Annotated in this window: 22 protein-coding genes; 10 read left to right on the top strand and 12 right to left on the bottom strand. The window is 67.4% G+C overall.

Features of this window, described 5'->3' with window-relative positions; all coding sequences use genetic code 11:
* Nucleotides 1-6: 6 nt before the first annotated feature.
* Nucleotides 7-2,307, bottom strand: a complete 2,301-nt coding sequence (locus tag AC3A6Y_RS15700) for an NADP-dependent malic enzyme (protein ID WP_487869175.1) — start codon at nucleotides 2,305-2,307, stop codon at nucleotides 7-9.
* Nucleotides 2,308-2,453: 146 nt separating this feature from the next.
* On the opposite strand from AC3A6Y_RS15700, the gene trkA reads away from it, so the two are divergent.
* The 4 genes from trkA to AC3A6Y_RS15680 all read left to right on the top strand — a co-directional run bounded on the left by trkA (nucleotide 2,454) and on the right by AC3A6Y_RS15680 (nucleotide 7,808).
* Complete coding sequence (gene trkA / locus AC3A6Y_RS15695; protein ID WP_487869174.1) at nucleotides 2,454-3,923, top strand: Trk system potassium transporter TrkA; 1,470 nt, start codon at nucleotides 2,454-2,456, stop codon at nucleotides 3,921-3,923.
* A gap of 18 nt (nucleotides 3,924-3,941) precedes the next feature.
* Complete coding sequence (locus tag AC3A6Y_RS15690; RefSeq protein WP_487869173.1) at nucleotides 3,942-5,408, top strand: TrkH family potassium uptake protein; 1,467 nt, start codon at nucleotides 3,942-3,944, stop codon at nucleotides 5,406-5,408.
* Nucleotides 5,409-5,486: 78 nt separating this feature from the next.
* The gene (locus tag AC3A6Y_RS15685; RefSeq protein WP_487869172.1) at nucleotides 5,487-6,293 is read left to right on the top strand and encodes an alpha/beta fold hydrolase; all 807 of its coding nucleotides are present in this window, start codon (nucleotides 5,487-5,489) and stop codon (nucleotides 6,291-6,293) included.
* Entirely contained in the window at nucleotides 6,294-7,808 is a 1,515-nt protein-coding gene (locus AC3A6Y_RS15680) for a sensor histidine kinase (protein ID WP_487869171.1), read from the top strand.
* 73 nt (nucleotides 7,809-7,881) lie between these two features.
* Here the strand turns inward: AC3A6Y_RS15680 and AC3A6Y_RS15675 are convergent, their stop codons facing one another.
* The 5 genes from AC3A6Y_RS15675 to AC3A6Y_RS15655 all read right to left on the bottom strand — a co-directional run bounded on the left by AC3A6Y_RS15675 (nucleotide 7,882) and on the right by AC3A6Y_RS15655 (nucleotide 13,517).
* On the bottom strand, nucleotides 7,882-9,510 hold the full coding sequence (locus tag AC3A6Y_RS15675; protein WP_487869170.1) for a 3-(methylthio)propionyl-CoA ligase: 1,629 nt from the start codon (nucleotides 9,508-9,510) through the stop codon (nucleotides 7,882-7,884).
* Between the two features lie 27 nt (nucleotides 9,511-9,537).
* Nucleotides 9,538-10,509 carry a quinone oxidoreductase family protein gene (locus AC3A6Y_RS15670; RefSeq protein WP_487869169.1) on the bottom strand — a complete coding sequence of 324 codons (972 nt, stop codon included), beginning with the start codon at nucleotides 10,507-10,509 and terminating at the stop codon, nucleotides 9,538-9,540.
* A 70-nt stretch (nucleotides 10,510-10,579) separates the two neighbouring features.
* Complete coding sequence (locus AC3A6Y_RS15665) at nucleotides 10,580-11,551, bottom strand: Bug family tripartite tricarboxylate transporter substrate binding protein (RefSeq protein ID WP_487869168.1); 972 nt, start codon at nucleotides 11,549-11,551, stop codon at nucleotides 10,580-10,582.
* Nucleotides 11,552-11,570: 19 nt separating this feature from the next.
* Nucleotides 11,571-12,629, bottom strand: coding sequence for a beta-keto acid cleavage family enzyme (locus tag AC3A6Y_RS15660; protein WP_487869167.1), 1,059 nt, complete (start codon nucleotides 12,627-12,629; stop codon nucleotides 11,571-11,573).
* Between the two features lie 39 nt (nucleotides 12,630-12,668).
* Entirely contained in the window at nucleotides 12,669-13,517 is an 849-nt protein-coding gene (locus tag AC3A6Y_RS15655; protein ID WP_487869166.1) for a TauD/TfdA dioxygenase family protein, read from the bottom strand.
* Nucleotides 13,518-13,658: 141 nt separating this feature from the next.
* Between AC3A6Y_RS15655 and AC3A6Y_RS15650 the strand changes: the two genes are divergently transcribed.
* A complete protein-coding gene (locus tag AC3A6Y_RS15650) occupies nucleotides 13,659-14,675 on the top strand; it encodes an AraC family transcriptional regulator (protein ID WP_487869165.1) in 1,017 nt (338 codons plus the stop codon).
* Between the two features lie 66 nt (nucleotides 14,676-14,741).
* A complete protein-coding gene (locus AC3A6Y_RS15645; protein WP_487869164.1) occupies nucleotides 14,742-15,797 on the top strand; it encodes a hypothetical protein in 1,056 nt (351 codons plus the stop codon).
* Here AC3A6Y_RS15645 and AC3A6Y_RS15640 read toward each other — a convergent pair.
* Complete coding sequence (locus AC3A6Y_RS15640; protein ID WP_487869163.1) at nucleotides 15,787-16,848, bottom strand: RNA methyltransferase; 1,062 nt, start codon at nucleotides 16,846-16,848, stop codon at nucleotides 15,787-15,789. The two genes, AC3A6Y_RS15645 and AC3A6Y_RS15640, sit on opposite strands and share 11 nt — an antisense overlap.
* 160 nt (nucleotides 16,849-17,008) lie before the next feature.
* Between AC3A6Y_RS15640 and AC3A6Y_RS15635 the strand changes: the two genes are divergently transcribed.
* Nucleotides 17,009-17,566, top strand: a complete 558-nt coding sequence (locus AC3A6Y_RS15635) for a septal ring lytic transglycosylase RlpA family protein (protein WP_487869162.1) — start codon at nucleotides 17,009-17,011, stop codon at nucleotides 17,564-17,566.
* 21 nt (nucleotides 17,567-17,587) lie between these two features.
* Here AC3A6Y_RS15635 and AC3A6Y_RS15630 read toward each other — a convergent pair whose 3' ends face one another.
* Entirely contained in the window at nucleotides 17,588-18,508 is a 921-nt protein-coding gene (locus AC3A6Y_RS15630) for a 1-acyl-sn-glycerol-3-phosphate acyltransferase (RefSeq protein ID WP_487869161.1), read from the bottom strand.
* Here AC3A6Y_RS15630 and AC3A6Y_RS15625 point away from each other — a divergent pair.
* From AC3A6Y_RS15625 to AC3A6Y_RS15615, 3 genes are all read left to right on the top strand, one after another.
* Nucleotides 18,459-19,079, top strand: coding sequence for a DUF3761 domain-containing protein (locus AC3A6Y_RS15625; RefSeq protein ID WP_487869160.1), 621 nt, complete (start codon nucleotides 18,459-18,461; stop codon nucleotides 19,077-19,079). The two genes, AC3A6Y_RS15630 and AC3A6Y_RS15625, sit on opposite strands and share 50 nt — an antisense overlap.
* A gap of 73 nt (nucleotides 19,080-19,152) precedes the next feature.
* Entirely contained in the window at nucleotides 19,153-20,049 is an 897-nt protein-coding gene (locus tag AC3A6Y_RS15620; protein ID WP_487869159.1) for a YihY/virulence factor BrkB family protein, read from the top strand.
* A gap of 117 nt (nucleotides 20,050-20,166) precedes the next feature.
* Nucleotides 20,167-20,667, top strand: a complete 501-nt coding sequence (locus tag AC3A6Y_RS15615) for a glycine zipper domain-containing protein (protein WP_487869158.1) — start codon at nucleotides 20,167-20,169, stop codon at nucleotides 20,665-20,667.
* Nucleotides 20,668-20,774: 107 nt separating this feature from the next.
* Here the strand turns inward: AC3A6Y_RS15615 and AC3A6Y_RS15610 are convergent, their stop codons facing one another.
* The 4 genes from AC3A6Y_RS15610 to AC3A6Y_RS15595 all read right to left on the bottom strand — a co-directional run bounded on the left by AC3A6Y_RS15610 (nucleotide 20,775) and on the right by AC3A6Y_RS15595 (nucleotide 24,093).
* Nucleotides 20,775-21,017 carry a hypothetical protein gene (locus AC3A6Y_RS15610; RefSeq protein ID WP_487869157.1) on the bottom strand — a complete coding sequence of 81 codons (243 nt, stop codon included), beginning with the start codon at nucleotides 21,015-21,017 and terminating at the stop codon, nucleotides 20,775-20,777.
* Between the two features lie 3 nt (nucleotides 21,018-21,020).
* Complete coding sequence (locus AC3A6Y_RS15605; RefSeq protein WP_487869156.1) at nucleotides 21,021-21,341, bottom strand: hypothetical protein; 321 nt, start codon at nucleotides 21,339-21,341, stop codon at nucleotides 21,021-21,023.
* Between the two features lie 111 nt (nucleotides 21,342-21,452).
* Nucleotides 21,453-22,421, bottom strand: coding sequence for a CobW family GTP-binding protein (locus AC3A6Y_RS15600; protein WP_487869155.1), 969 nt, complete (start codon nucleotides 22,419-22,421; stop codon nucleotides 21,453-21,455).
* 1 nt (nucleotide 22,422) lies between these two features.
* Complete coding sequence (locus tag AC3A6Y_RS15595; RefSeq protein ID WP_487869154.1) at nucleotides 22,423-24,093, bottom strand: amidohydrolase; 1,671 nt, start codon at nucleotides 24,091-24,093, stop codon at nucleotides 22,423-22,425.
* Nucleotides 24,094-24,116 lie beyond the last annotated feature (23 nt).

Raw genomic sequence — 24,116 nt, 5'->3', positions numbered from 1 at the left:
CGCGGCCTACTTGGGCGAGCTCGAATTGGCCACGGCGAGCGCCGTCATGTTGAGCACCCGGCGCACGGTGGCCGAAGGCGTGAGGATGTGCGCCGAGCCGGCCGCGCCCATGAGGATCGGTCCCACGGTCACGCCGTTGCCGCCGGTCATCTTCAGCACGTTGAAGAGGATGTTGGCGGCATCGAGGTTGGGGCAGATCAGCAGGTTGGCCGAGCCGCTGAGCGTGGTCTCCGGCAGGGCGTTGTGGCGCACGGTCTCGGACAGCGCGGCATCGCCGTGCATCTCGCCGTCGCATTCGACGTCGGGTGCCATCTTCGCGAACAGGTCGCGCGCCAGCCGCATCTTGCGCGCCGAGGCGCGTTCGGACGAGCCGAAGTTGGAGTGCGAGAGGAACGCCACCTTGGGCGGCAGGCCGAAGCGGCGCACTTCCTCGGCCGCCATCACGGCGATCTCGGCCAAGGTCTGGGCGTCCGGGTCCTCGTGGACGTTGGTGTCGGCGATGAACAGGGTGTACTTCTCGAGCGTCAGCGCGTTGAGGGTGGCGAAGCCGGGAGCGCCGCGCTTCAGGCCCAGCACCTGGTTGAGGATCTTCAGGTGGCTGTCGAAGCGCCCGACCAGGCCGCACAGCATCGCGTCGGCGTCGCCCAGCTGGACCATCAGCGAGCCGATGGTGGTGTTGGAGCGCCGCACCATGGCCTTGGACGCCTCGGGCGTGATGCCGCGGCGGCCCATCACCTTGTGGTAAGCCTCCCAGTAGGTGCGGAAGCGCGGGTCGTCCTCGGGGTCGACCACGTCCACGTCGGTGCCGAGCCGGATGCGCAGGCCGGCCTTCTTGATGCGCGTCTCGATCACGGCCGGGCGGCCGATCAGGATCGGCTTGGCCAGGCCTTCGTCGACCGCCAGCTGCGCGGCCCGCAGCACGCGGTCGTCCTCGCCCTCGCAGTAGGCCACGCGCTTGGCGCTCGCCAGCTTGGCGGCGCTGAAGACCGGCCGCATGAACATGCCGGTCTGGTAGACGAAGCGCGCCAGGTTCTGGCGGTACATGTCCAGGTCTTCGATCGGCCGCGTGGCCACGCCCGAGGCCTGGGCGGCCTTGGCCACGGCGGGTGCGATGCGCAGGATCAGGCGCGAGTCGAAGGGCTTGGGAATGATGTAGTCGGGGCCGAAGGCCAGCTCCTGGCCCTGGTAGGCGGTGGCCACCTCTTCGCTGATGTCGGCCTTGGTCAGCTCGGCGATCTCGCGCACGCAGGCCAGCTTCATCTCTTCGGTGATCTTGGTCGCGCCGCAGTCCAGCGCGCCGCGGAAGATGTAGGGGAAGCACAGGACGTTGTTGACCTGGTTCGGGTAGTCCGAGCGGCCGGTGGCGATGATGCAGTCGGGCCGCACTTCCTTGGCCAGCTCGGGCCGGATCTCGGGCTCGGGGTTGGCCAGCGCCAGGATGATGGGCTGGTCGGCCATGGACTTGACCATGTCCTGCGAGACCACGCCGGGCGCCGAGCAGCCCAGGAAGACGTCGGCGTTCTTCATCACGTCGGCCAGGGTGCGGGCGCCGGTGTCCGACTGTGCGTAGCGCGACTTCGAGTCGTCGAAGCCGCCCGGGCGGCCGATGTAGATCAGGCCCTTGGAGTCGACCGCGAAGATGTTGGCGGGCTTGGCGCCCATGCCCACCATGACGTCCAGGCAGGCGATGGCGGCGGCGCCGGCGCCGGAGACGGCGATCTTCACCTCCTGGATCTTCTTGCCGACCAGCTCCAGCCCGTTGATCAGCGCCGCGGCCGAGATGATGGCGGTGCCGTGCTGGTCGTCATGGAACACCGGGATATTCATGCGCTCGCGCAGCTTGCGCTCGATGTAGAAGCACTCGGGCGCCTTGATGTCCTCGAGGTTGATGCCGCCGAGCGTGGGCTCCAGCGCGGCAATGATCTCGACCAGCTTGTCGGGGTCGAGTTCGGCCAGCTCGATGTCGAACACGTCGATGCCGGCGAACTTCTTGAAGAGGCAGCCCTTGCCTTCCATCACCGGCTTGGCCGCCAGCGGGCCGATGTTGCCAAGGCCCAGCACCGCGGTGCCGTTGGTGACCACGCCCACCAGGTTGCCGCGCGAGGTGAACTCGGCGGCCATGGCGGGGTCGGCCTCGATGTCGAGGCAGGGGTAGGCCACGCCGGGGGAGTAGGCCAGCGAGAGGTCGCGCTGGTTCAGCAGCGGCTTGGTCGGCGTGATGGAAATCTTGCCCTTGGCGGGGCTGCGGTGGTATTCGCGGGCGGCATCGCGCAATGCTTCTTCTGCTGGGGACAGGGGGGCGGCCATGAAAGTCTCCTTGGGTACTGACGAGCGGAGAGGCTACTCCAAAAGCGCGGGGGGCTCGTGTAGTGGAAGCACGAAGGTGCACGGGCGGCTCAGGGGATGTCACGCGATCCCCTTCGGGCGTATAAACCGTTCCGGGGGGACATCCATTGAAAATCATCATTCTCGGCGCAGGCCGGATCGGCGAGAGCGTGGCCGGCACGCTGGTGTCGGAGCGCAACGACATCACCGTCATCGACACCGACGCGGTGCGCCTGCGCCAACTCGAGGAACGCATCGAACTGCGCGGCGTGGTGGGCAGCGGCATCGAGCCCGGCGTGTTGGCCGAAGCCGGTGCGCGCGATGCCGACATGCTGATCGCCTGCGCCGCGCTGGACGAGACCAACCTGGTGTGCTGCAAGGTCGCCCACCAGGTGTTCGGCATCCCGACGCGCATCGCGCGCGTTCGCTCCAATGCGTTCAAGGACGACGGCCCGCTGCTCGGCAAGGAAGGCTTCGCCGTCGACCGCGTGATCTGCCCCGAGGAATCGCTGACACGCTACATCGGCAAGCTGGTCGAGTACCCCGAGGCGCTGCAGGTGCGCGAGTTCGCGGGCGGGCTGGCCTGCCTCGTGGCGGTGCGCGCCGTCGCGGGTGCGCCGCTGGTACGCCACACCATCGCCGAGCTGCGCCAATGCGTGCCCGGTGCCGACATGCGCATCGTCGCGATCTACCGCCGGCTCGAGAACGAGCCCGATCGCTTCATCGTGTGCGAGGGCCAGACGCTCATCGAGCCCGGCGACGAGGTGTTCGTGCTGTCGGCGCGCGAGCACCTCCGGGCGGTCCTGTCGGCGCTGCACCGCTACGACCAGGCCGATCACCGCGCCGTCGAGCGCATCATGATCGCCGGCGGCGGCCGCGTGGGGCTGCGGCTCGCGCGGCAGCTCGTCGAGACCGGCCGCAACTACCAGATCAAGCTGCTGGAGCGCAACCATGCGCGCTGCGTGCTGCTCGCCTCCGAGCTGCCGACGGGCGTGCTGGTGCTGCATGGCGACGGCACCGACGAAGACCTGCTGGAGGACGAGGGCATCGAGAACATCGACCTGTTCCTCTCGCTCACCAGCGACGACGAGGACAACATCATGGCCAGCCTGCTGGCCAAGCGCCTGGGCGCGCAGCGCGTGCTGGCGCTGATCAACCGCCGCAGCTATGCCGACCTGATGCACGGCACGCAGATCGACATTGCGCTGTCGCCCGCGCAGACCATGCTGGGCGAGCTGCTGGCCTATGTGCGCCGGGGCGACGTGCAGGCGGTGCACAGCCTGCGCCGCGGCGTGGCCGAGGCCCTGGAAATCGTGGCGCGCGGCGACCGCAAGACCTCGCGCGTGGTCGGGCGCAGGATCTCGGACATCGAGCTGCCCAAGGGGGCGCAGTTCGGCCTGGTCATGCGCGGCTTGCCGGAGATCGGGGAGGGCACGGTGCCGGCCGGCGAGGCGCCGCTGCCCCCGCCGGCGCAAGTGATCATCGCGCGCGGAGACACCGTGATCGAGAGCAACGACCACGTGGTGATCTTCGTGCCGCGCAAGCGCCAGGTGCGCGACGTGGAAAAGCTGTTCCGCGTGAGCGCCACCTTCTTCTGACGCCGTGGCCCGCGTTCGATGAGCGACTTCCTTCCGGTCCTGCGCGTGCTCGGTGCGCTCCTGACCTTCTTCTCGATCGGCATGTTCGTGCCGTGGGTCATCTCGTGGATGCATGCCGACGGCCTGCGCCATGTGTGGGCCTTCTCTGCGGCGATCTCCTTCGTCTGCGGGGGCGCGCTGTGGGGCGGCCTGACCCGCTACAAGCGCGAACTGCAGCCGCGCCACGGCATCTTCCTGGTGTCCTTCACCTGGGTGCTGCTGCCGCTCTTCGCCACGCTGCCGCTGATGTGGGCGCTGGAGGACATCGGCCGGCCGATCAACTTCACGCATGCCTACTTCGAGGCGGTGTCGGGCCTCACCACCACGGGCGCGACGGTGCTCGTCAAGCTGGACGCGCTGCCGGTGTCGATCAACGTGTGGCGCACGTTCCTGCAATGGCTCGGCGGCATGGGCATCCTGGTGCTGGCGGTGGCCATCCTGCCGCTGCTGGGCGTCGGAGGCAGCCAGCTCTTCAAGGCCGAGGTGGCCGGCCCGATCAAGGACAGCAAGCTCACGCCGCGCGTGAAGGAAACCGCCAAGGGCCTCTGGGGCATCTACGCGACCTTCTCCGCGGCCTGCTTTCTCGCGTATTGGGCCGGCGGCATGACGGCCATCGACGCGCTCATGCACATGTTCACCACCGTGAGCCTGGGCGGGCTCTCGTCGCACGACGCGAGCTTTGCGCACTTTGCTTCGCCGCTGCTCGAAGCGGTGTCGGTCCTCTTCATGCTGGCGGCCAGTTGCAACTTCGCGCTGTACTTCGTCGCGATGCGAAAGGGCCATTGGCGCGGCGTCTGGCGTGACCCGGAGCTGCGCGCCACGCTCACGGCGTTGATCGGCGGCGGCCTGCTGGTGGCCGTGGTGCTGTGGATGAAAGGCGTCTACGGGCCGGTGGATGCGCTGCGCCACGGCGTGTTCCACACCATCTCGATCGGCAGCACCACCGGCTATGCCACGGTCGACTACCTGCACTGGCCCGTGTTCGCGCCGCTCTTCATGCTGCTGCTCTCAGGCGTGGCGACGAGCGCCGGGTCCACCGGCTGCGGCATCAAGATGGTGCGGGTGCTCATCCTCGTGAAGCAGGCGCGCCGCGAGATGACGAGCCTCGTGCATCCGCGCGCGGTCCAGCCGGTGACGCTCGGCAACATGGTGGTCGACCACCGCGTGATCTTCTCGGTGCTGGCCTTCATGCTGGTCTACGGCGTGACCACGATCTCGCTGAGCATGCTGCTCGTGCTGACCGACCTCGACCCCGTCACGGCCTTCAGCGCCGTGCTGGCCAGCGTGAACTGCACCGGCCCGGGGCTCGGCAGCGTGGGGCCGGCCGGCAACTTCAGCGGCCTCTCGAATTTTCAGCTGTGGGTCTGCACCTTCGCGATGGTGCTGGGCCGGCTCGAGATGCTGAGCTTCATCGCACTGCTGACGCCCTCGTTCTGGCGCAAGTGAGGACGGGCTTGGGGAATAATCCATCTTCTGTTGCCGACCGTTCACCGGGCGAGCGGCAGTGCCAGCAAAGGACAGGTCATGTCGGTGAAGAAACGGAACAACGTCAAGGTTCTGGGCAGCGGGCCTGCCACGATGGTGTTCTCGCACGGATTCGGGTGCGACCAGAACATGTGGCGCTTCCTGGCGCCGCAGTATGCCTCGCGCTTTCGCACGGTCACCTTCGACCTGGTCGGCGCCGGGCAGTCGGAAATCGCAGCCTACGACCCCGTCAAGTACGACCATCTGTCCGGCTACGCGGGCGACCTGCTCGAGCTGATCGACGAGTTCGCCGATGGGCCGGTCGTCTTCGTCGGGCACTCCGTGAGCGCCATGATCGGCCTGCTGGCCGGCATCCGCGCCCCGGAGCGTTTTGCGGGCCATGTGATGATGGGGCCGTCCCCGTGCTACATCAATGATGCGGACTACGTCGGCGGCTTCACCAGGGAAGACATCGACTCGCTGCTGGACACGCTGGAATCCAACTACCTGGGCTGGGCCAGTAGCATGGCGCCGGCCATCATGGGTGCGCCCGAGCAGCCGGAGCTGGGGGTCGAGCTCACGAACAGCTTCTGCCGTACCGACCCGGACATCGCCCGCCAGTTTGCCCGCGTCACCTTCATGTCGGACAACCGGGCCGATCTGCCCAAGCTCGCCGCGCCGACCCTGATCGTCCAGTCGAGCGACGACCTCATCGCCCCTGTCGCCGTCGGCGAATACATGCATCGGCATCTTCCGAACGCCATGCTTCGCGTCGTGGAGAACGTGGGCCACTGCCCGCATCTGAGCGCGCCCTGCGCGAGCGCCGATGCGGTGGATGAATTCCTCGCGACTCTGTCCCTTCGATGAATGGCCGAGCACGTTCCTGAACTCCCGAACGCCGAGCAGCTCTTCGATGAGTTCCCGACAGGCCTGCTCGTCACCACGGTCACCGGCACCATCCTGAAGGTCAACATGACCTTCTGCACCTGGCTCGGCATGGAACGCGACGAGCTGGTGGGCAGGAAGCGGCTCCAGGAACTCTTCACGATGGGTGGCCGCATCTTCCATCAGACGCATTGGCTGCCGACCCTGGACATGCAGGGCTCCCTGTCCGAAGTGAAGCTCGACGTTCGCCACAAGGACGGCCACACCATTCCGATGATGCTCAACGCGATCCGGCGCACCACGAGGGCGGGCAGCTACGACGAGGTCTCGATGGTGGTCGCCGAGGAGCGCAACAAGTACGAGCGGGAGCTCCTCGCTGCGCGCAAGCGCGCCGACGACCTGGTGGCGAAGGCACGCGAAGCCCAGGCCGCGCTGAAGGTGACGCAGGCACGGCTGCGGCAGGCCTTGAAGCTGGGCAATCTCTTCCTCTGGGACGTGGATGCGGCCACCGGCGCGCGCCGCTACGAAGACGACGTGGCGCGGCTGCTCGGATTCGCCGCGCCACGCCCCGTGAGCGACGCGCTCTATGCCGCCGCGGTGGTGCCGGACGACCGGGAGAGCGAGCGTCACGCCATGGAATGCGCGCTGGGGCGGACGGAGGACGTCTACAACTGCACCTACAGGCTCGACGGCGTCGATGGCGTGCAACGGACCGTGGCCTCCACGGGACAGGGGTTCTTCAACGACGACGGCAGCCTGGCCTACTTCATCGGCGTGCTGAGCGACATCACCGAATCGACCCGCGAGCACGCGCGCGCCCACGACAGGGCGCTTTTCGCGGAGCAGATGGTGGGCATCGTCAGCCACGACCTGCGCAATCCGCTGTCGGCCATCCTCATGGGCGCCAAGCTGCTCGCCCGCGGCGAGACCTCCGCCGACCGGCTTCGCGTGCTGGGTCATGTCGACAGTTCGGCCCAGCGCGCCCAGCGCCTGATCGAGGAACTGCTCGATTTCACGCTCGTGCGGGTCGGGCGTGGCCTGGCGGTCGAACCCGCGAGCCTCGACCTGCATGCCTTGGCAGCAAAGATCGTGGAGGAGCTCGCGCTTGCATTTCCCGACCGCACCATCGTCCACCGCGCGGAAGGCTCGGGCCACTGTATTGCCGATGCCGACCGCGTGGCTCAGCTCCTCGGCAACCTGGTGGGCAATGCAATGACCTACGGCGAGCCCGGCGGCACCGTGACCGTGACCTCGGCAATCCGGGGGGACACGGCGAGTCTTTCCGTCCACAACTGGGGCGAGCCGATCGCACCCGAGGTGCAGGCATCGCTGTTCGAGCCCATGGTGCGCGGCGGCTCCATGGGAAGCGCCGCGCGCAGCGTGGGGCTGGGCCTCTTCATCGTGCGTGCCATCGCCCGTGCGCATGGGGGCGATGTGCGCGTGAGCTCGTCGCAGATCGGTGGAAGCACCTTCACGTTCAGCTTTCCGAGAGGCTGAGTCGGTTCCCTCTTTCCTTGCGCCAGTTGCTGCCCGGGGTCGGGTCTCCTCACATCGAACGGCTGTGCGTCTCTCAGGCCTGGGCGAGCAAGTGGTCGCGCCAGGCGTCGCGCAGCAGGTTCTTCTGCACCTTGCCGGTTCCGCCGAGGGGAATGCTGTCGACGAACACCACGTCGTCCGGCGTCCACCACCTGGCGATCTTTCCTTCGTAGAAGCCGAGCAGTTCGTCGCGCGACAGCGCATGCCCGGGCTTCTTCACCACGATCAGCAGCGGACGCTCGTCCCACTTCGGGTGGCGCGCGGCGATGCAGGCGGCGGCGGCCACCGCCGGGTGCGCGACGGCGATGTTCTCCAGGTCGATGGAGCCGATCCACTCGCCGCCGGACTTGATCACGTCCTTGCTGCGGTCGGTGATCTGCATGAAGCCTTCGGCGTCGATGGTCGACACATCGCCGGTCGGGAACCAGCCGTCCACCACCGGGCCGGCACCTTCGCCGCGGTAGTAGCCCGAGGCGATCCAGGGCCCCCGCACCATCAGTTCGCCCGCGGCCCGGCCGTCGTGCGGCAGGCGCTCGCCCTGGGCATCGACGATCTTCATCTCCACGCCGAACACCGCGCGGCCCTGCTTGGCCTGCATGGCCAGGCGCTGCGGCGCATCGAGCCCCAGATGCCGCGCCTGGAGCTTGCACACCGAGCCCAGCGGGCTGGTTTCCGTCATGCCCCAGGCATGCACCACCTGCACGCCATGGCGCTCCTGGAAGGACTGCACCATGGCGGGCGGGCAGGCCGAGCCGCCGATGATGGTGCGGCGCATGGTGCTGAACTTCAGCCCGTTGGCTTCCACATGCGCCAGCAGTCCCTGCCACACGGTCGGCACGCCGGCAGACACGGTGACGCCTTCGGCCTCGAAGAGCTCGTGCAGCGACCGGCCGTCGAGGTTCGGGCCGGGGAAGACCAGCTTGGCGCCCACCATGCAGGCGATGTACGGAATGCCCCAGGCGTTCACGTGGAACATGGGCACCACGGGCAGCACGGTATCGCTGCCGGAATAGCTCAGCGCATCCGGCAGCGCCGCGGCGTAGGCGTGCAGCACCGTCGAGCGATGGCTGTAGAGCACGCCCTTGGGGTTGCCCGTGGTGCCGGACGTGTAGCACAGCGAAGAGGCGGCGCGCTCGTCGAACTCGGGCCAGTCGAATGCGGCCGAATGGGCTTCGAGCAGGTCCTCGTAGCACAGCAGGTTCGGCACCGTCGTGGCGGCGGGCATGTGTGCCCGATCGGTCATCGCGACGAAGGTCTTGATGGTGGCCACGCGCGGCGCGATGGCTTCGACCAGCGGAAGGAAGCTGAGGTCGAAGAAAAGGATCTGGTCTTGTGCATGGTCGGCGATCCACGCCACCTGATCGGCATGCAGGCGTGGGTTGACCGTATGCAGCACGGCGCCCGAGCCCGACACGGCGTAGTAGAGCTCCATGTGGCGGTGCCCGTTCCAGGCCAGGGTGGCCACGCGTTCGCCCTGTCCGATGCCGTGCGCGGCCAGCGCGTTGGCCAGCCGGCGCGCGCGCTGGCCGAGTTCGCGGTAGGTCATGCGGTGCAGGTCGCCCTCGACGCGGCGCGACACGATCTCCTGGTCGCCGTGCTGGCTCTCTGCATGTGTGAGGAGGCTGGAGATCAGCAATGGCCGATCCATCATCAAACCGTTCATGGGAAGTGCTTTCAGGTTGCAGGCGGATCAGGGCACCAGGACCGTCGATCCGGTGGTCTTGCGCGACTCGAGCGCGCGATGGGCCTCGGCCGCATCCGCCAGCGGGAACATCTGCTTGGGCTCGCTGACGATGCGTCCGGCCAGCACGTGGTCGAAGAGCTCGCGGGCCATGTCCAGCATGTGGGCGCGCGGCTGGATGTAGTGCGCCATCGCCGGCCGCGTGACCCAGAGCGAACCCTTGGCGGCCAGCATTTGCGAGTCGATCACCACCGGGCCCGACGATGTGCCGTTGCTGACCAGCGAGCCGCGAGGCTGCAGGCAGTCCAGCGAGGCCGCGAGCGTGTCCTTGCCCACCGAGTCGTAGACCACCGGCACGCCCTTGCCGCCGGTGATGTCCTTGACGCGCTGCACGATGTCCTCGCGCGAAGTCACGATGGTGTGGGCGCAGCCGTTGGCCTTGGCGAGCTCGGCCTTCTCGTCGGTGCTGACGGTGCCGATCATCGTCACGCCCATGGCGCGCGCCCATTGGCAGGCGATCAGGCCCACGCCGCCGGCCGCCGCGTGGTAGAGGATGGTCTCGCCGCCCTGCAGCGGAAACACCTGGCGGAACAGGTACTGCGCCGTCATGCCCTTCATCATCAAGGTGGCGGCCGTGCGGTCCGACACGCCGTCCGGCAGCGGAATGAGCACCTCGGCCGGCATCACCCGCACCTGCGAGTACGCGCCCTGCGGGCCGATGAGGTAGCCCACGCGGTCGCCCACCCGGATGTCCGTCACGCCCGGGCCCACGGCTTCGACCACGCCGACCGCATCGGAGCCCAGGCCGTTGGGCAGCGCGAGCGGATAGCGCCCGGTGCGGAAATAGATGTCGATGAAGTTCAGCGCGATGTAGCTGTGGCGAACGCGGGCCTGGCCCGGGCCGGGATCGCCGACCTCGACGTCTTCCAGCTTCAGCACCTCGGGCGTGCCGGTCTCGTGAAATCGGATGGCTTTGGCCATGTCATGTCTCCTGCTCGTTTCGGTGTCGAGGCGCCCGGCATGCAGCACCTTCAGGCGGTGGCGCCGGCGCTCAGTCGAGCTTGATGTTGAAGGTCTTGACGATCTCGGCGTTGCGGTCGAACTCCTCCCGCAACTGGCTTTGCGCCTGCGCCAGCGAACGCTCCGGCATCGGCTCGAAGCCGGCAGCGATCAGGCGCTCGCGCACCGTGGCATTCGCCGCGACCTTCTGCAGCGCCGCATGAACCTTCTCGGCCACCGGCGCCGGCATCTGGGACGAGGCGATCACGCCCGTCCAGTTGCTGAAGTTCAGCGCCGGGTAGCCCAGCTCCGTCAGCGTGGGCACGTTGGGAAAGTCCGGCAAGCGGGCCTTGGTCGCGACCGCCAGCAGCCGCACCTTGCCGGCGGCGATCAGGTTCTTGGAGGTGACGGCGCCATCGAACATGAGCGGAACCTGGCCGCCCATCAACTGGGCCAGCGCCGGCGCGGACCCGGGGTAGGGCACATGCTGCATGTCCAGCCCCGCCGCCTTGTTCAGGATGGCGCCGGCGTACTGGGATGCCGTTCCCGCGCTGTAGGAGGCATAGGACACCTGGCCGGGATGCGCCTTCACGTAGGCGATGGCTTCCTTCGCGTCCTTGGCCGGGAACTGCGGCGAAGCGATGAAGAGCATGGAGGACAGCGCCATCAGCGAGATGGGCTTGACGTCCTTGAGCGGATCGAAGCCGCCCTTGAGCACGTGCGGCACCTCGGTGAGCACGTTGCTGGCCGTCACCATCAGCGTCTGGCCGTCCGCCGGCTGCGAGAGCAGGTACTTCACCGCGATGGAGCCGCCGGCGCCGGGCTTGTTCTCGATCACGACCGGCTGGCCGATGTCGCGCGAGAGCTGGTCGCTCACGATGCGTGCCATCACGTCGATGGTGCCCCCCGGCGGAGCCGGCACGATCATCTTGACCGGCCTGTCGGCGAAAGCAGAGGCCGACGCCGGCACCAGCCCGGCTGCGGCGAGCGCGGCGCACAGGGCGAGATTGAAAAAGCGCTTCATGGTGTCTCCTGTGCCGCGCTCAGGCGGCCTTGCGCAGGAAGCCCTGCTGGCCGCCATTGCGATTGGGCGCGAAGCCGTTGGCCAGCAGCGTCTCTTCCACGGTGTCGTAGAACACGCCGATCTTGCAGATCTCGCGGGCCTGCTGCGCGGTCGCGACGGGCCGGCCGAACTCGCCGGCAATGCGCACCAGCTGCTCGATCTGCGCCACCGTGCCGATCTTGGCGCTGCGCGACTGGTTCCAGAGGTTGTCTTCGGTGCCGCAGCGCACATGCAGCCCCATGGCGATGCCGATCATGTTGACCGGCAGCACGTTGAGCACCGAGCTCTCCACCGTCAACATCGCGCCGTCGGGCACCGCCCGCACGAAGTTGGCGAGGTTGTAGATGTTCGGCGCGTCCATGCCTCCGCCGATCGCCACCCAGTTCAGGGCCAGCGGGCCCTTGTAGATGCCGCGCCGCATCAGGCGCTCGACCGACTCGAAGCTGTTGATGTTGTAGCACTGGAAGGCGCTCTGGATGCCCGCGGCCGACAGGCGGCGGATGTGCTCCTCGGCCCAGCCGGGCTGGGCCGGCACGGTCATCTCCTTGTAGGCATTGAAGACGGCCGGGTCCTCCATCGAAGTCCCCTGGATGTCCCGGGCGTCGAACTGCTCCAGGATGTTCATCTGCGAGGTGTTGATCGTCACCGTCACCTGGTCGGGCTTGGGGTCGAGTTCCGCCAGCATGTGGCGCGTGTCGTCGCTCAGCCACTTGGCGGCCGCGCCCTCGGTCTCGGGCGCGAAGCTGATGGAGCCGCCCACCTGGATGATCATCTCCGGCACGCGGGCGCGCACGCCGGCGATCAGCTCGTTGAACTTGGACAGCCGCTTGGAGCCCTTGCCGTCCAGCTCGCGCACGTGCAGGTGCAGCACGGTGGCGCCGGCTTCGTAGCAGTCCACCGCCTTCTGGATCTGCTCTTCCATCGTCACGGCGATCTCGCCGGGAAAATCGGAAGGCAGCCACGAGGGCGCGTAGGGCGCCGCGGTGATGACCAGCGGCTGCTGGTTTTCGGGGAACAGGTGACCGTCGAGGAAGTTCATTGAATGCTCCGGGGAATGTCGAGTGGATAGGGCGGCAGGTCAGAAGGTCGGCGTGCCGATGATTCCCGCGCGTTCCATCTTGCGATGGCAGGGCGGGTAGTCCATCACCGCGTAGTGCTGCGTGGCCCGGTTGTCCCAGATCGCCACGCTGTCGGGCTGCCAGCGCCAGCGCACCTGGTACTCGGGAATCGTGGCCTGGCTGAGCAGGTACTGCAGCAGCGACGACGAGCCCTGGACGAAGTCCTGCCCGTAGCGCACGTTGGCCGGCGTGTGGAAGTTGGTGAAGTGCGTGGTGAAGCTGTTGACGAACAGGACCTTCTCGCCCGTTTCGGGGTGCGTGCGGACCACGGGGTGCTCGGCGTCCGGGAACTGTGTCTTGAGCGCCAGCCGCTTCTCGGGCGGCATGGCCGCGCCGAAGGTCGCCTCGATGCTGTGGCGTGCCCGCAGCGGGGCGATCAGCGTCTTGATGTGCTCGGGCAGCTTTTCGTAGGCCAGCGCCATGTTCACCCACATGGTGTCGCCGCCGACGGGCGGGCACTCGATGCACCGCAGCACGCAGCCCATCGGCGGCACTTCGCGCCAGGTCGCGTCCGTGTGCCAGCTGTTCTCGTAGCGGTCGTTGGGGGCATCGGGCGTCTTGTAGATGCGCACCAGCCCGGGGTACTCGGGATCGCTGCCGGCAACGGGATGGTCTTCCAGTTCGCCGAAGCGGCGAGCGAAGGCCACGTGGTCCTCGCGGCTGAAGGTCTGGTCGCGCAGGAACAGCACCTTGTGACGCAACAGCGCCGCCTTGATCTGCATGAACAAGTCCTCGCTGCGCACCGCGTCGGCAAGGCTGACGCCGTGGAGCTGTGCGCCCAGGGCGCATGTCAGCGCTTCGATCTTCATCTTTGTCTCCTTCTTCGCCTCGAGCTTCAAGGCTCGGGCAGTGAGCGAACTGTAGGAGTCGGGCTGTGTCGGCGCTTTGCAATTGGTGCCTTCGCCTTGACATTTCGTGCCAGAATCGCCTCCCGACCTAAAGGCTTCTCCATGACGGCCCTGGTGCGCGCAGCGGCGCTGACGAACTTCTCGGAAGTTGCACAGGAGCTCGGACTCGATCCGGGCGCGGCGCTGCGCAGGGCGGGACTGCGAGCCGAGCTGATTCGCCAGCCGGACCAGCTGATCGAAGCGGACCGGGTCGCGCACCTGTTCGAGGATGCAGCCCGCAGCACCGGCTGCGAGTCCTTCGGCCTGCGCATGGCAGCACGGCGCCAGCTGTCGAACTTCGGCGTCGTCAGCCTGCTGCTCATGCATCAATCCACGCTGCGGCAGGTGCTGCTGACGCTCATCGAGCACTTGCACCTGCTCAACGAGCGCCTGGCGATCCAGGTCGAGGACGTCGGGGATCGGGTGGTCCTGCGCGAGGAGCTGCTGCTTCCGGGTGCCGCCCGCCAGTCCATCGAATTGGCGATCGGCGTCCTCTACCGCATGGGCGAGCTGCTTCTTCGGGAGCGCTGGCTGCCCACGAGCGTCAGCTTTGCGCACGAGCCGCCGGCGAACCCGGCCTTTCATCGCCGCTTTTTCAAATGCCGGGTCGAGTTCAATGGCCCCTTCAATGGGCTGGTGTGCCGCGCCGCCGATCTGGACGTGGCCAACGCGGCGGCCGATCCGGTGCTGGCCGGATATGCGAGGAAGATGATTGCGGCGCTGCCCGACGATCGGCAGCGCTCCATCGACCAGGAGGTTCGCAAGGCCATCTACCTGATGCTGCCGACCGGCCGCGCAACGTGCAAATCCGTCGCGTCCGGCTTGGGGATCAGCGTGCGCACCTTGCAACGGGAGCTCGACGGACACGGGCTTTGCTTCAAGGCCTTGATCAACGAAGTGCGGCAGGAACTCGCGCGCCGCTATGTTGCCAATACCCACCACAGCCTCGGAGAGGTGGCGGCGATGCTGGGCTACACCTCGCACAGCGCATTCACCCGATGGTTCGGCACGCAGTTCGGCTGTTCTCCGGAAGCGTGGCGCAACCGTTCGGCATCGTCGACAAGAGTGCTTTCTCCCTAGCAGCGCCGCTTGTCGGTTTCAACTTTCTTCGGAGGTGTTGATATGACGTCTCAAGACTGCGAAAAGATGAGAAAGAAGTGGGCCGAAGATCTCAAGGCCGCCGGCAAGACCGCCCTGTCGGGAAAGCTGCTCGACATCGACCGTGCGTTGAATGCGCTCTGGAGCACCTACCAGGGGTCAAAGCTCGGGCTGTCGATTCTTCTGGAAATGATCGACAGGTGGCACGCCGAGCATGCGGGCGCGGGCGCGTCGGACAAGACCCGCCTGGCGGTGACGGCCCTGGAAAGGTGGGCTGCGGGTGTCTATCACCAGAGCACCGGCGCGGTGAACGCGAGGGGAAGCGATTTCGGGCAGAAGGTGATCGCTCAACAGGCCGTCGTTCTGAAGAGCGGGCAGCTTCCCTTGAAGATCAGCTATCACATCCAGCAAAGGCAACAGTGGCCCGGTGAGAAGATGAAGACGTACAAGTGGTCGACCTACCTGGAGGTGGCGGAGCATGGCCCTGTGGTTCTTGTCCGAGTCTTCGCGGCCTACGACCCGGGCGGTGCGAAGAGCCAGGCCATCAAGCAATCCATGAAGAACGTGATCGAAAGCTTCTGGAACGTTGCCAAAGTGGATCTCGGCGACGGCCGGAGACCGAGAGACCTGCAGTTCGACTTGACCTGGGTGGACCCGAGCACCAGTTCTTACCATGGACTCATCGTGCCCAAGACGACGCCCGTCGGTCCCCCACCGAAGCCATTGAGCGCCATGAACCCGGCGGAGTTGAAAGCGTGGAGAGACGAGGTGTCCGAGACGCGCGGCGCCGGCGCCAACCTGAGCACATGGGATGTGGAAGACCGCGTGGAAGTGATACACGAGTTCGGCCACATGATTGGCAATCCGGACGAATACCACGTGAAGAGCTTCGAGAATGTCCCGTCGCCTTATCGCGCAGACATCTACGACAAGCCAGGCTTTACCACCGACAGCATCATGAACAACACGGACAACTACGACAAGAAGAACAACAAGTCCTACGGAAAGATCCACCTGCGGCATTTCGACACGGTGAAGCGCGCCATTGCGCAATACCTCATGTGCACGGGCCGGAGTGGAAATACCGTGACCATCACCCTGTGACGTCGCCGGCCCGATGCCTGGCGCCGGAGATCGAACTGCGAAGCGGCACCTGCACTTCGACCGCACGCGCCCGCAACTGACCACACCCGCCGTCGACGTCCTGGCCCGCCGAATAGCGCAGCTTGGTCAGGATGCCGCGCTGGTGCAGCAGGCGCGCCATCTGCTCGCAGCGCTCCCGCGCGGGGCGGCTGAACGCCACGCCATCCACCGCGTTGAAGGGGATCATGTTCAGCACGCCGAACTTGCCGGAGAGCAGCTTCACGATCCCTTCCATCTCCTCTTCGCTGTCGTTGACGCCTTCCAGCAGCGTCCATTGGTACTGGACCGGGTAGCCGCTGGCCCGGGCATAGCGTTCGCACGCCGCCACCAGTTCCTCGGGCGTCATGCTCGGCGCGCGCGGAAGCAGCCTTCTGCGCAGCTCGGCCCGGGTCGTGTGCAACGAGAGGGCCAGCGCGGGCTTGACGCTTTGCTCGTGCAGCCTCTCGAATGCGCGCGCATCGCCCACGGTGGAGAAGACCAGGTTCTTGTGGCCGATGTTGCCCACCGTGCCGAGCAGGTCGATCGCCTCCATCACGTTGTCGAGGTTGTGGGCCGGTTCGCCCATGCCCATGAACACCACCTTGCGCACCGGCCGGCGCAGGCGCGCGAGGGCGACCTGGGCAACGATCTCGGCGCTTCCCACCTGGCGCAGCAAGCCGTCGCGGCCCGTCATGCAGAAGCGGCATCCGACGGCGCACCCGACTTGCGACGAGACGCAAAGGCCGTCCCGCGGCAGCAACACGCTCTCCACCATCTGGCCGTCCGCGAGGGCGATCAGCAGCCGCTCGGAACCATCGGCACCGTGATGGACCGCGTGGATGTGCGCCAGGCCCGCCAGCTCGGCTTCGATGGAGGGCAGGGCGGCCAGCAGGGATGACGGAAAGAAGCTGTCCGGCCGGCGCTTTCCGCTGTTGCGGGGGAGCGCATGGGACCAGAGCCGCAAGATGCGGTGCTCGTGGCTGGGCCCTGCTCCGGCTTCCCGTAGTCGGCGTTTGATTTCCTGGATTCGCATGGGCTGCCTTTTTGGACACGCGAGTGTCGCACCCGGGCAGGGGCACTGCCTCGCACACCTGCCCGGCAGCATCCGCCAGGCAAATCGGCGGCGTCCGACACATGCCGTGCGCTCGACGGGAAATGCTGCCTGCATCCACAGCGTCTGCAAGGGAGCCGCCATGATCCTGAAACCGACATCGGGCCGACGCGCCGCGGCGCTCGCGGTGATGGCCTGCATGCTGTCCAGCTGCGCGATCGCCCCGACGCCGCGCGAGCGGCCGGCGCAAGGGGCCGCTTCGGAGCCGGGTGCATCGCGTGAGGTCTTGCCGCCATCGAGCGCACCGTCGCCCGCTCCGAAGCCATCCGCGGCCGGCAAGACCGGCCTCGACCGCAGCGGCGGCAAGCAGGTCGGAAAGGCCTCCTTCTATGCTGACAAATTCACCGGCCGCAAGATGGCGGACGGCACCCGCATGAACCCGCGGGACGACAACGCGGCCAGCAAGACACTGCCCCTCGGGACCACCGCAAGGGTGACCAACCTGGACACCGGGCGCAGCGCGGTGGTCACCATCCAGGATCGCGGCCCGTTCGTGAAGGGGCGCATCGTCGATCTCTCGCCCGCCACGGCCCGCGAGATCGGTCTTTCGCGGGAAGACGGGCTGGCGCAGGTCGAGGTCACGCCCTTGTCGATACCGCAGCCTGATGGCACGAAGGGCGGCAGCGCGGCGACACGATGACGTGCGGGGCCCTTGGGGTGATCAGGGTGAAGGTCCGAGACGAGGCGAAAGCGCCTCGAGCGACTCGTCGGTGCGCAGAGGCGATCCGTCCGAAAAAATGAGGCGGCGCATCTGCGCTGCGATCGACGCGCCGAGCGCCTGCGCCCCCTCGGCGCCGGCGTCCATCGGATGGCCGAACGTGACCTTGGCGACCAGATCGCGGTAGCGCGGTAGCGCCACCTGCAGCGCGGCAGCGAGCTTTTCCTTGTTGCGCGCCGTGCGGCGCAACAGCGTGAGCGGATGCCTCTGTGCATCCGGGGAGATGACATGGCTCACGAGCGCGGGCACGAAGCGCGTTCGGGGCGCCAGCCGGGCGAACAAGGCATAGCTGCCGGACCAGCTCTGCAACGACGCCGCTGCCCGCTGGGGGCCAAAGGCGGCGGGGTCGGGCTCGATCTCTCCGGCCGGGAAGGTCAGCAGGGCGCCACCTTCCTGCAAGTGCCTGGCGGCCGTTCGTATGACCGCCATGCGCCCGCTTTCTTCATCGGGCAGGAAGATCAACTGCCGCGCGACGTTGGGCAAGGCGCGAAGGAAGGGGCGATCGGAGGCGATCACGCGAAGGTCAGGGCGGCAGGCGAGACTCGTGAAGAGCGCAACCGTGTCCGTCATGCCGGGATGGTTGGCCAGGATGATCACGGGCCCTTGCGGCGGAACGTATTCCAGGCCGGAGGTGACGATGCCGGCGGTCATGCGGCTCATCAGCCACGCGCTGCCCTGCGCAAGGCCCTGTTCGCCGACACGGGTGTCGAACTCGTGCGCAGTCCGGGCGAAGCGGCGGGCTGCAGGTCGAAACAAGCGGGACAGAGGCGTCCCGCGCAGGCGCAACAGACCTGCCGAATCGAGCAGGTCGACGATGTTGAGCTCGGTCAGTGTCTCGACCGATGGCGACGCGGAGACGGTCATTTGCCGGCGGGGGATGGGTCCGGAACAGCCCGGGTGGGCATCCATTCTTTCAGGGCTCGCGCAATGTTGGGAGGTCGTCCGACAGGGCCGGTCCCGCTTGCGAGCTTCGCGGCAATGGCAGGCGGTGGATCGAACTCGACCCACGGCCTGCCGGATGTCCTACGTTCAAACAGCAAGCAGGACTGTCGCCCCTGCCGTCTCCGTGGAGCAAGAAGGAAGCAGGAAGCGCACACCGATTGCGCCAAGGAGTTCAGTCATGCGTTACGGGCCGGTTGTTCTCATCTGCTCATCCCTTCTTTGCTTCGCTGCGCAAGCACAGGCGCCGGCGAAGGCGCCGGCCGGCAGTACGGCGCAATGCAAGGACGGAACCTATTCGAAAGCCGCCAAGAGGTCCGATGCATGCGCCGGGCATCGGGGCGTCAAGACGTGGTATGGACCAGCGGCAGTGCAGACCCAGTCTCCCGCGGTGACCGCGACCGGCGCTGCGCCTGCGACGGGCGAGCCGTCCAGGACCCCGGCGACACCGGAAAACCCGGTAAAGCCCGCGCAGCCAGAGACGCAGAAAAAATAGCGAGCCCACGGATACAGCGCTTTGACTTGACTGCATCCCCAGCGCCTTCCGCGATGCGTTGGCATGCCACCCCATGAGACGCCTCAGCGATGCCTGGCGCCGCGTGCGGCATGCCGCGATCGCGACGCCGGGCCTGCGCGTCATCCTGCTCGCCATCCGCAACTACGTCCTGCACCAGAGCGCCAACCAGGCCGGGAGCCTCGCGTTCTCATGGGTGCTGGCCATGTTTCCGCTGTTGATCCTGCTGTCCGCCGCCGCCGGCTTCATGGGGCAGCCTGGCGACGCCGCGGCGCTGGCCCATCGCGTGATGGACTACGCGCCGCAGGTGGTGCGCGACGCGGTACAGCCGGTCATCGATCAGGTGCTGGCCCAGCGCAACCAGGCGCTGCTGACCATCGGCGTGGTGATGACGCTTTGGACCGCTTCGTCGGGCATGCAGGGCGTGCGCACGGCGCTCAATCGCTCCTACGGCATCCAGCGTGGCTTGCCGTTCTGGAAGGCACGCATCAAGGTCACGCTGTTCACGACGATCGTGGGCACCGGCATCCTGGCAGCGTTCAGCTCGGTGATCATCATGCCGTACCTGTGGCAGCTGCTGGCGGGGCAAGAGGCCCCTTGGCTTCGCAACAGCGTGCGCTACGGCTCGGCCTTCCTGGTGCTGACGATGCTGTACGCGCTGCTCTACGGCTGGCTGCCCGACATTCGCCAGCGGCTGCGCACGGTGATGCCCGGCGCGTTGATGGGTGCGGCATTGTGGGTGGCGGCTGCCGCCACTCTCTCGTACACGCTGCGTACCGCCGGCAAACTGGCATTGCTGTACGGCAGCTTCGCCGGTGTGGTCGCGACGCTGGTCTTTCTGTACATCAGCGCGACCACGCTGATCTTCGGTGCCGAGATCAACGCGGTGTTGCGCGAAAAAGAAGATGGGGAGGACGCGACGCTTGCTTCCACGCGTCATACCAACATGTAGGCAGGCGCCGTCACGCCGCAGCGCTCGCACCCTTCAACCCGATCAGGCAATAGACCCTGTGCGTTTCGTCGACGCGAGCGGAACTTAAGTTCTCCATTTAATTTAAGGAGACTTTCAATGGCTGAACGGAACGAACCCAAAGACAAGGCAACCGCGACCGGGGTCGGCGCCGCCGTGGGCGGTGTCGCCGGTGGTGTGGCGGGAGGCGCGGCCGCAGGAGCGGCGGTCGGCGGCATGACCGGTCCGGTGGGCGCCGCCGTCGGGGCGGCAGTTGGAGCGGTGGCCGGTGCCGTTGCCGGCCGAGCGGTCAAGGCGGACCCGGCCGAAGAGGACGCCTACTGGCGCGACAACTACACCGGGCGTCCCTACGTCGAGAGCGGGTCGACCTATGACGACTATTCCCCGGCATACCGCTATGGCGTCGACGCCTATACGCGCTATCCCGGCCGCAGGTTCGACGACGTGGAGCCCGAGCTGAGCCGGGACTGGGGAACCGCCCGAGGCCGCTCTTCGCTCGAATGGGAGCGTGCCAAGCACGCGACGCGCGATGCGTGGCAGCGCCTGAGCGACAAGGTCGAGCGCGCGGTCCCCGGCGACTCGGACCGCGACGGTCGCTGAGTACGGGAGGACCTCGGACCGCACGGGGCGTGCGGTCGGCGGCGCCCGGGTGGGCGCCGCGGCACCCGGCCACGGAGGTCATGGCTGCGGGTGCCTTGTCTTCGCCTTCAATGAACCGTGGCCGATTCGATCGTCGCCCAGACATCCACCTTGGCTTTTGCCAGCATGCGCAAGCGGTCGCGCACCTCCCTGGAGCGGCTTCGTCCGCTCCCGAGAGAGATCCTGCCCTTGAACTCGTTCTTCTTGACGAGATCGGCGTGACCGAAGACGTGGCCGCCCGCCCTTTGGACCTTGATCGCGATGTCGACGTCGCGGTAGACGATCGCATCCGAGGAGGAGGCTTGTTGCATATCTCACCTCCGTTGCGCCGCGCGATGCGCATCGAATGTTGCGTTCAGCTTGGCTTTCCACCAGGAGCCGCGTGCAGGCTGCACTGAGGGATCGTCGCCGGGGAGAGAAAACCTGGCCAGTTCTTCACGGCCTTTTTCCGTGATCGCCAGCACCTGGGCCGCATCGGCCGTGCCCGGGAACGAGAGCGCATCCGAAGGTGCGGGCGTGAGCGCGATCACCAAACCCGCAGCGCGCAGAACCTTGATCTTGTCGATCTCCGCTGGCGTGCGGAAGGTGGCGGGCAAGGGGGAACCGGCAATCTGTCTGAGCATGTCCATGGCCATTTGGGTCCTCCTTTCACGATGACCAAAGAGAGCGACAGAGAAATAACGCCTGCAGGCTCCCGCATCAAGAGGCCCGAAACCGAGGGACAAAAATGTAGCGTTTTGTTGCGTTCAGGCGCTCTTGCCGGCGGGGGCGCACTGAAGGAAGGCTTCCTCCAGCGCAGCAAGGTTCAGCTGCCCCCGCACGCCGATCGCCACCACAGCCGCCCCGTCCGCCGGCACCTCGGCCTTGCGCAGCGTGCCATGGCGGCCCGCGAACTGGATCTCCGACCATTCGGCTTCGCCGGTTCGCACGAGGCCCTTGAGTCGCAGCAGCCCGACGGGCGTGTCCCGCAGCCAGGCGCGCAGAGCCCCCGCGTCGAAGGTCTGCAGGGGCCGGCAGGACCAGCTGTCGAACAGCTCGCCGTGATGGTGGTGCGCGTCGTGCGCGTGGTCCTCGTGATCGCAGCCCGCGTGCGCGCAGCCGCGTCCCTCGCGCGCATCCGCCAAGGACAGTCCCTCGCGCAGCACCTTGGGCAGCTCCGCCTGCGAGGTCTCGTACTGCGGCGTCCGCCCCGCAACCGCCGTCACCCATGCGCGCACGCGCGCCAAGTCCTCCGCCGTCACGCCATCGACCTTGTTGATGACCACCAGATCCGCAGCCCTCAGCTGCCGCTCCAGCGTATCCGCCAGCAGCGGATCTCGCGCCTGCCCCATCACCGCTGCCGCGTCGACCAGCACGATCACTCCCTCCAGCCCCAGCTCGGGCGCTGCCATCCCCATCTGCGCGATGCGCCAAGGGTCCGACACCCCGCTGGCCTCGATCACCACCGCATCGAAGCGCGTCCCCGACTCCAGCACCTGGATCAACGCCCGAGAAAGGTCGTCCCCGATCTGGCAGCACACGCACCCATTGGTCAGCGCGATGGTGTCGCCGCTCGTGCCGGCGATCAGCGCCGCATCGATGTTGAGCGTGCCGAAGTCGTTGACCAGCACCGCGATGCGCTGCCCCTCGGCCTCCCGCAGCCAGCGGTTGACCAGCGTGGTCTTTCCGGCGCCCAGAAAGCCGCCGATGACGGTGAGCGGCAGCCGCTGCTTCACTTCAACCCCGCCGCGCCTCGAACACCCGGCCCGACAGCACCGTGCCCCACACGCGAACATCCTTGAGCTTCATCGGATCGACCGCCAGCGGGTCCTCCTCCAGCACGCAGAAGTCCGCCCGCTTGCCGCATTCGATGCTGCCGATCTCCTGGTCCAGCTTCAGCGTCCAGGCCGCGCCGAGGGTGATGGCGCGCAGCGCCTGCGGCACGCTGATGCGCTCGGCCGCGCCGAGCAGGCGCCCCTTGGGCGTCACGCGGTTGACCGCGCACCAGGCCGTGAAAAGCGGCCCCAGGGGCGTCACCGGCGCATCGGAATGGATGGCCAGCGGCACGCCGGCCGCCAGTGCGCTGCCGCAGGCATCGAGGCGGTTGGCGCGGTCGGGGCCCATGGTCATCTCGTAGTGCTGGTCGCCCCAGTACCAGATGTGATTGGCGAACAGGTTGGCGCTCAAGCCCAGCGCGGCCATCCGGCGGAACAGCGGCGCATCGATCATCTGGCCGTGCTGCAGCGTGTGGCGGTGGTCGGGCCGCGGCGCGCGGACCAGCACGCGCTCGATGGCGTCGATGGCCGCCTCGCTGGCCTCGTCGCCGTTGGTGTGGGTGTGGATGGTGAGGCCGGCACGGTGGTACGCCTCGAAGTCGGCCTCGTACTGCGCCGGCGCCGTCACCCAGATGCCGTTGGGCGCGCCGTTGAAGTGGCCGGGCCAGCGCAGCCGCGCCGAGAAGCCCTGGATCGAGCCGTCGAGCATCATCTTCACCAGGCCGTAGCGCAGGCGATCGGTGTTGCGCGGCACGAGGCTCTTCACATGCTCCGCACCGGCCGGCGCGCCGTGCGTGCCGTGAAAGGCCTGGAAGGCGGGCAGGATGCGCACGGCGTAGCCTTCTTCGCCGGTCACGGTCTCGAGCACGCGGCAGTCTTGCTCGGTGAGCTTGTTGACCAGGTCGGTGGCGGTGGTCACGCCCTGCATGCAGGCCAGCCGGCCGAAGGAGCGCACGCCGTCTTCGGTCATCGGCGCCAGGAGGCCCGCATTGCCGATCTTGCGCAGCACCAGGAACATCGCGGCGGGCTCCTGCAGCTCGCCGGTGGGTTCGCCTGCGGTGTCGCCGCCGGCGAACTTGACAACGCCCTCGACCTCGTTGTCGCGGGTGATCTCGGCCAGCCGCAGCATGGCGCTGTTGACGTTCATCAGGTGGCCGTTGGCATGGCCGATCACGATCGGGCGGGTGCTGCTCGCGCGGTCGACGTGCGCGACCGTCATGCGCTCGCCGCCGAAGTAGATGGGGTCGAAGCCCCAGGCGATCAGGGGCTCGCTCTCGGGCCGTCCCGCAGCCTTCATCTGCGCATCGACCTCGGCCAGGCGCGCCACCACCGACTCCATCGAGCGCAGGCCGCTCCAGACCTTGCCTTCGGGGTCGCGGCGGTCGAACCAGCCCAGGTACGTCCAGTCCCACATGCTGCCTTCCTTCAGGTGGCAGTGGCCCTCGACCAGGCCGGGCATCAGCACCTTGTCGGCGAAGCGTTCGTCGAGCGCGAAGGCGCCCCAGGCCTGCATGTCCTCCAGCGTGCCGACCGCGAGCACCCGGCCATCGCGCACGGCCACGTGGGTGGCTTCGGGCTGCATCGGGTTCATGGTGATGATCTTGCGGGCGGGGTAGACGGTGGTCGCGCTCATGAATGAAGTGTGGAGTGGATGAG

This window comes from Variovorax sp. Soil_C_17 (genome assembly GCF_057657265.1).
This window is presented reverse-complemented; position numbering and strand designations above follow the sequence as displayed.

Excerpts from the sequence above, each read along its gene's own strand:
- AC3A6Y_RS15650 (WP_487869165.1), top strand. The coding sequence starts at position 13,659 with ATGACGGCCCTGGTGCGCGCAGCGGCGCTGACGAACTTCTCGGAAGTT.
- AC3A6Y_RS15670 (WP_487869169.1), bottom strand. The coding sequence starts at position 10,509 with ATGGCCAAAGCCATCCGATTTCACGAGACCGGCACGCCCGAGGTGCTG.
- AC3A6Y_RS15690 (WP_487869173.1), top strand. The coding sequence starts at position 3,942 with ATGAGCGACTTCCTTCCGGTCCTGCGCGTGCTCGGTGCGCTCCTGACC.
- AC3A6Y_RS15630 (WP_487869161.1), bottom strand. The coding sequence starts at position 18,508 with ATGACCGTCTCCGCGTCGCCATCGGTCGAGACACTGACCGAGCTCAAC.
- AC3A6Y_RS15645 (WP_487869164.1), top strand. The coding sequence starts at position 14,742 with ATGAGAAAGAAGTGGGCCGAAGATCTCAAGGCCGCCGGCAAGACCGCC.
- AC3A6Y_RS15675 (WP_487869170.1), bottom strand. The coding sequence starts at position 9,510 with ATGAACGGTTTGATGATGGATCGGCCATTGCTGATCTCCAGCCTCCTC.
- AC3A6Y_RS15625 (WP_487869160.1), top strand. The coding sequence starts at position 18,459 with ATGTTGAGCTCGGTCAGTGTCTCGACCGATGGCGACGCGGAGACGGTC.
- AC3A6Y_RS15640 (WP_487869163.1), bottom strand. The coding sequence starts at position 16,848 with ATGCGAATCCAGGAAATCAAACGCCGACTACGGGAAGCCGGAGCAGGG.
- AC3A6Y_RS15660 (WP_487869167.1), bottom strand. The coding sequence starts at position 12,629 with ATGAACTTCCTCGACGGTCACCTGTTCCCCGAAAACCAGCAGCCGCTG.
- AC3A6Y_RS15680 (WP_487869171.1), top strand. The coding sequence starts at position 6,294 with ATGGCCGAGCACGTTCCTGAACTCCCGAACGCCGAGCAGCTCTTCGAT.
- AC3A6Y_RS15595 (WP_487869154.1), bottom strand. The coding sequence starts at position 24,093 with ATGAGCGCGACCACCGTCTACCCCGCCCGCAAGATCATCACCATGAAC.
- AC3A6Y_RS15615 (WP_487869158.1), top strand. The coding sequence starts at position 20,167 with ATGGCTGAACGGAACGAACCCAAAGACAAGGCAACCGCGACCGGGGTC.
- AC3A6Y_RS15635 (WP_487869162.1), top strand. The coding sequence starts at position 17,009 with ATGATCCTGAAACCGACATCGGGCCGACGCGCCGCGGCGCTCGCGGTG.
- AC3A6Y_RS15665 (WP_487869168.1), bottom strand. The coding sequence starts at position 11,551 with ATGAAGCGCTTTTTCAATCTCGCCCTGTGCGCCGCGCTCGCCGCAGCC.
- AC3A6Y_RS15605 (WP_487869156.1), bottom strand. The coding sequence starts at position 21,341 with ATGGCCATGGACATGCTCAGACAGATTGCCGGTTCCCCCTTGCCCGCC.
- AC3A6Y_RS15620 (WP_487869159.1), top strand. The coding sequence starts at position 19,153 with ATGAGACGCCTCAGCGATGCCTGGCGCCGCGTGCGGCATGCCGCGATC.
- AC3A6Y_RS15610 (WP_487869157.1), bottom strand. The coding sequence starts at position 21,017 with ATGCAACAAGCCTCCTCCTCGGATGCGATCGTCTACCGCGACGTCGAC.
- AC3A6Y_RS15700 (WP_487869175.1), bottom strand. The coding sequence starts at position 2,307 with ATGGCCGCCCCCCTGTCCCCAGCAGAAGAAGCATTGCGCGATGCCGCC.
- AC3A6Y_RS15655 (WP_487869166.1), bottom strand. The coding sequence starts at position 13,517 with ATGAAGATCGAAGCGCTGACATGCGCCCTGGGCGCACAGCTCCACGGC.
- AC3A6Y_RS15685 (WP_487869172.1), top strand. The coding sequence starts at position 5,487 with ATGTCGGTGAAGAAACGGAACAACGTCAAGGTTCTGGGCAGCGGGCCT.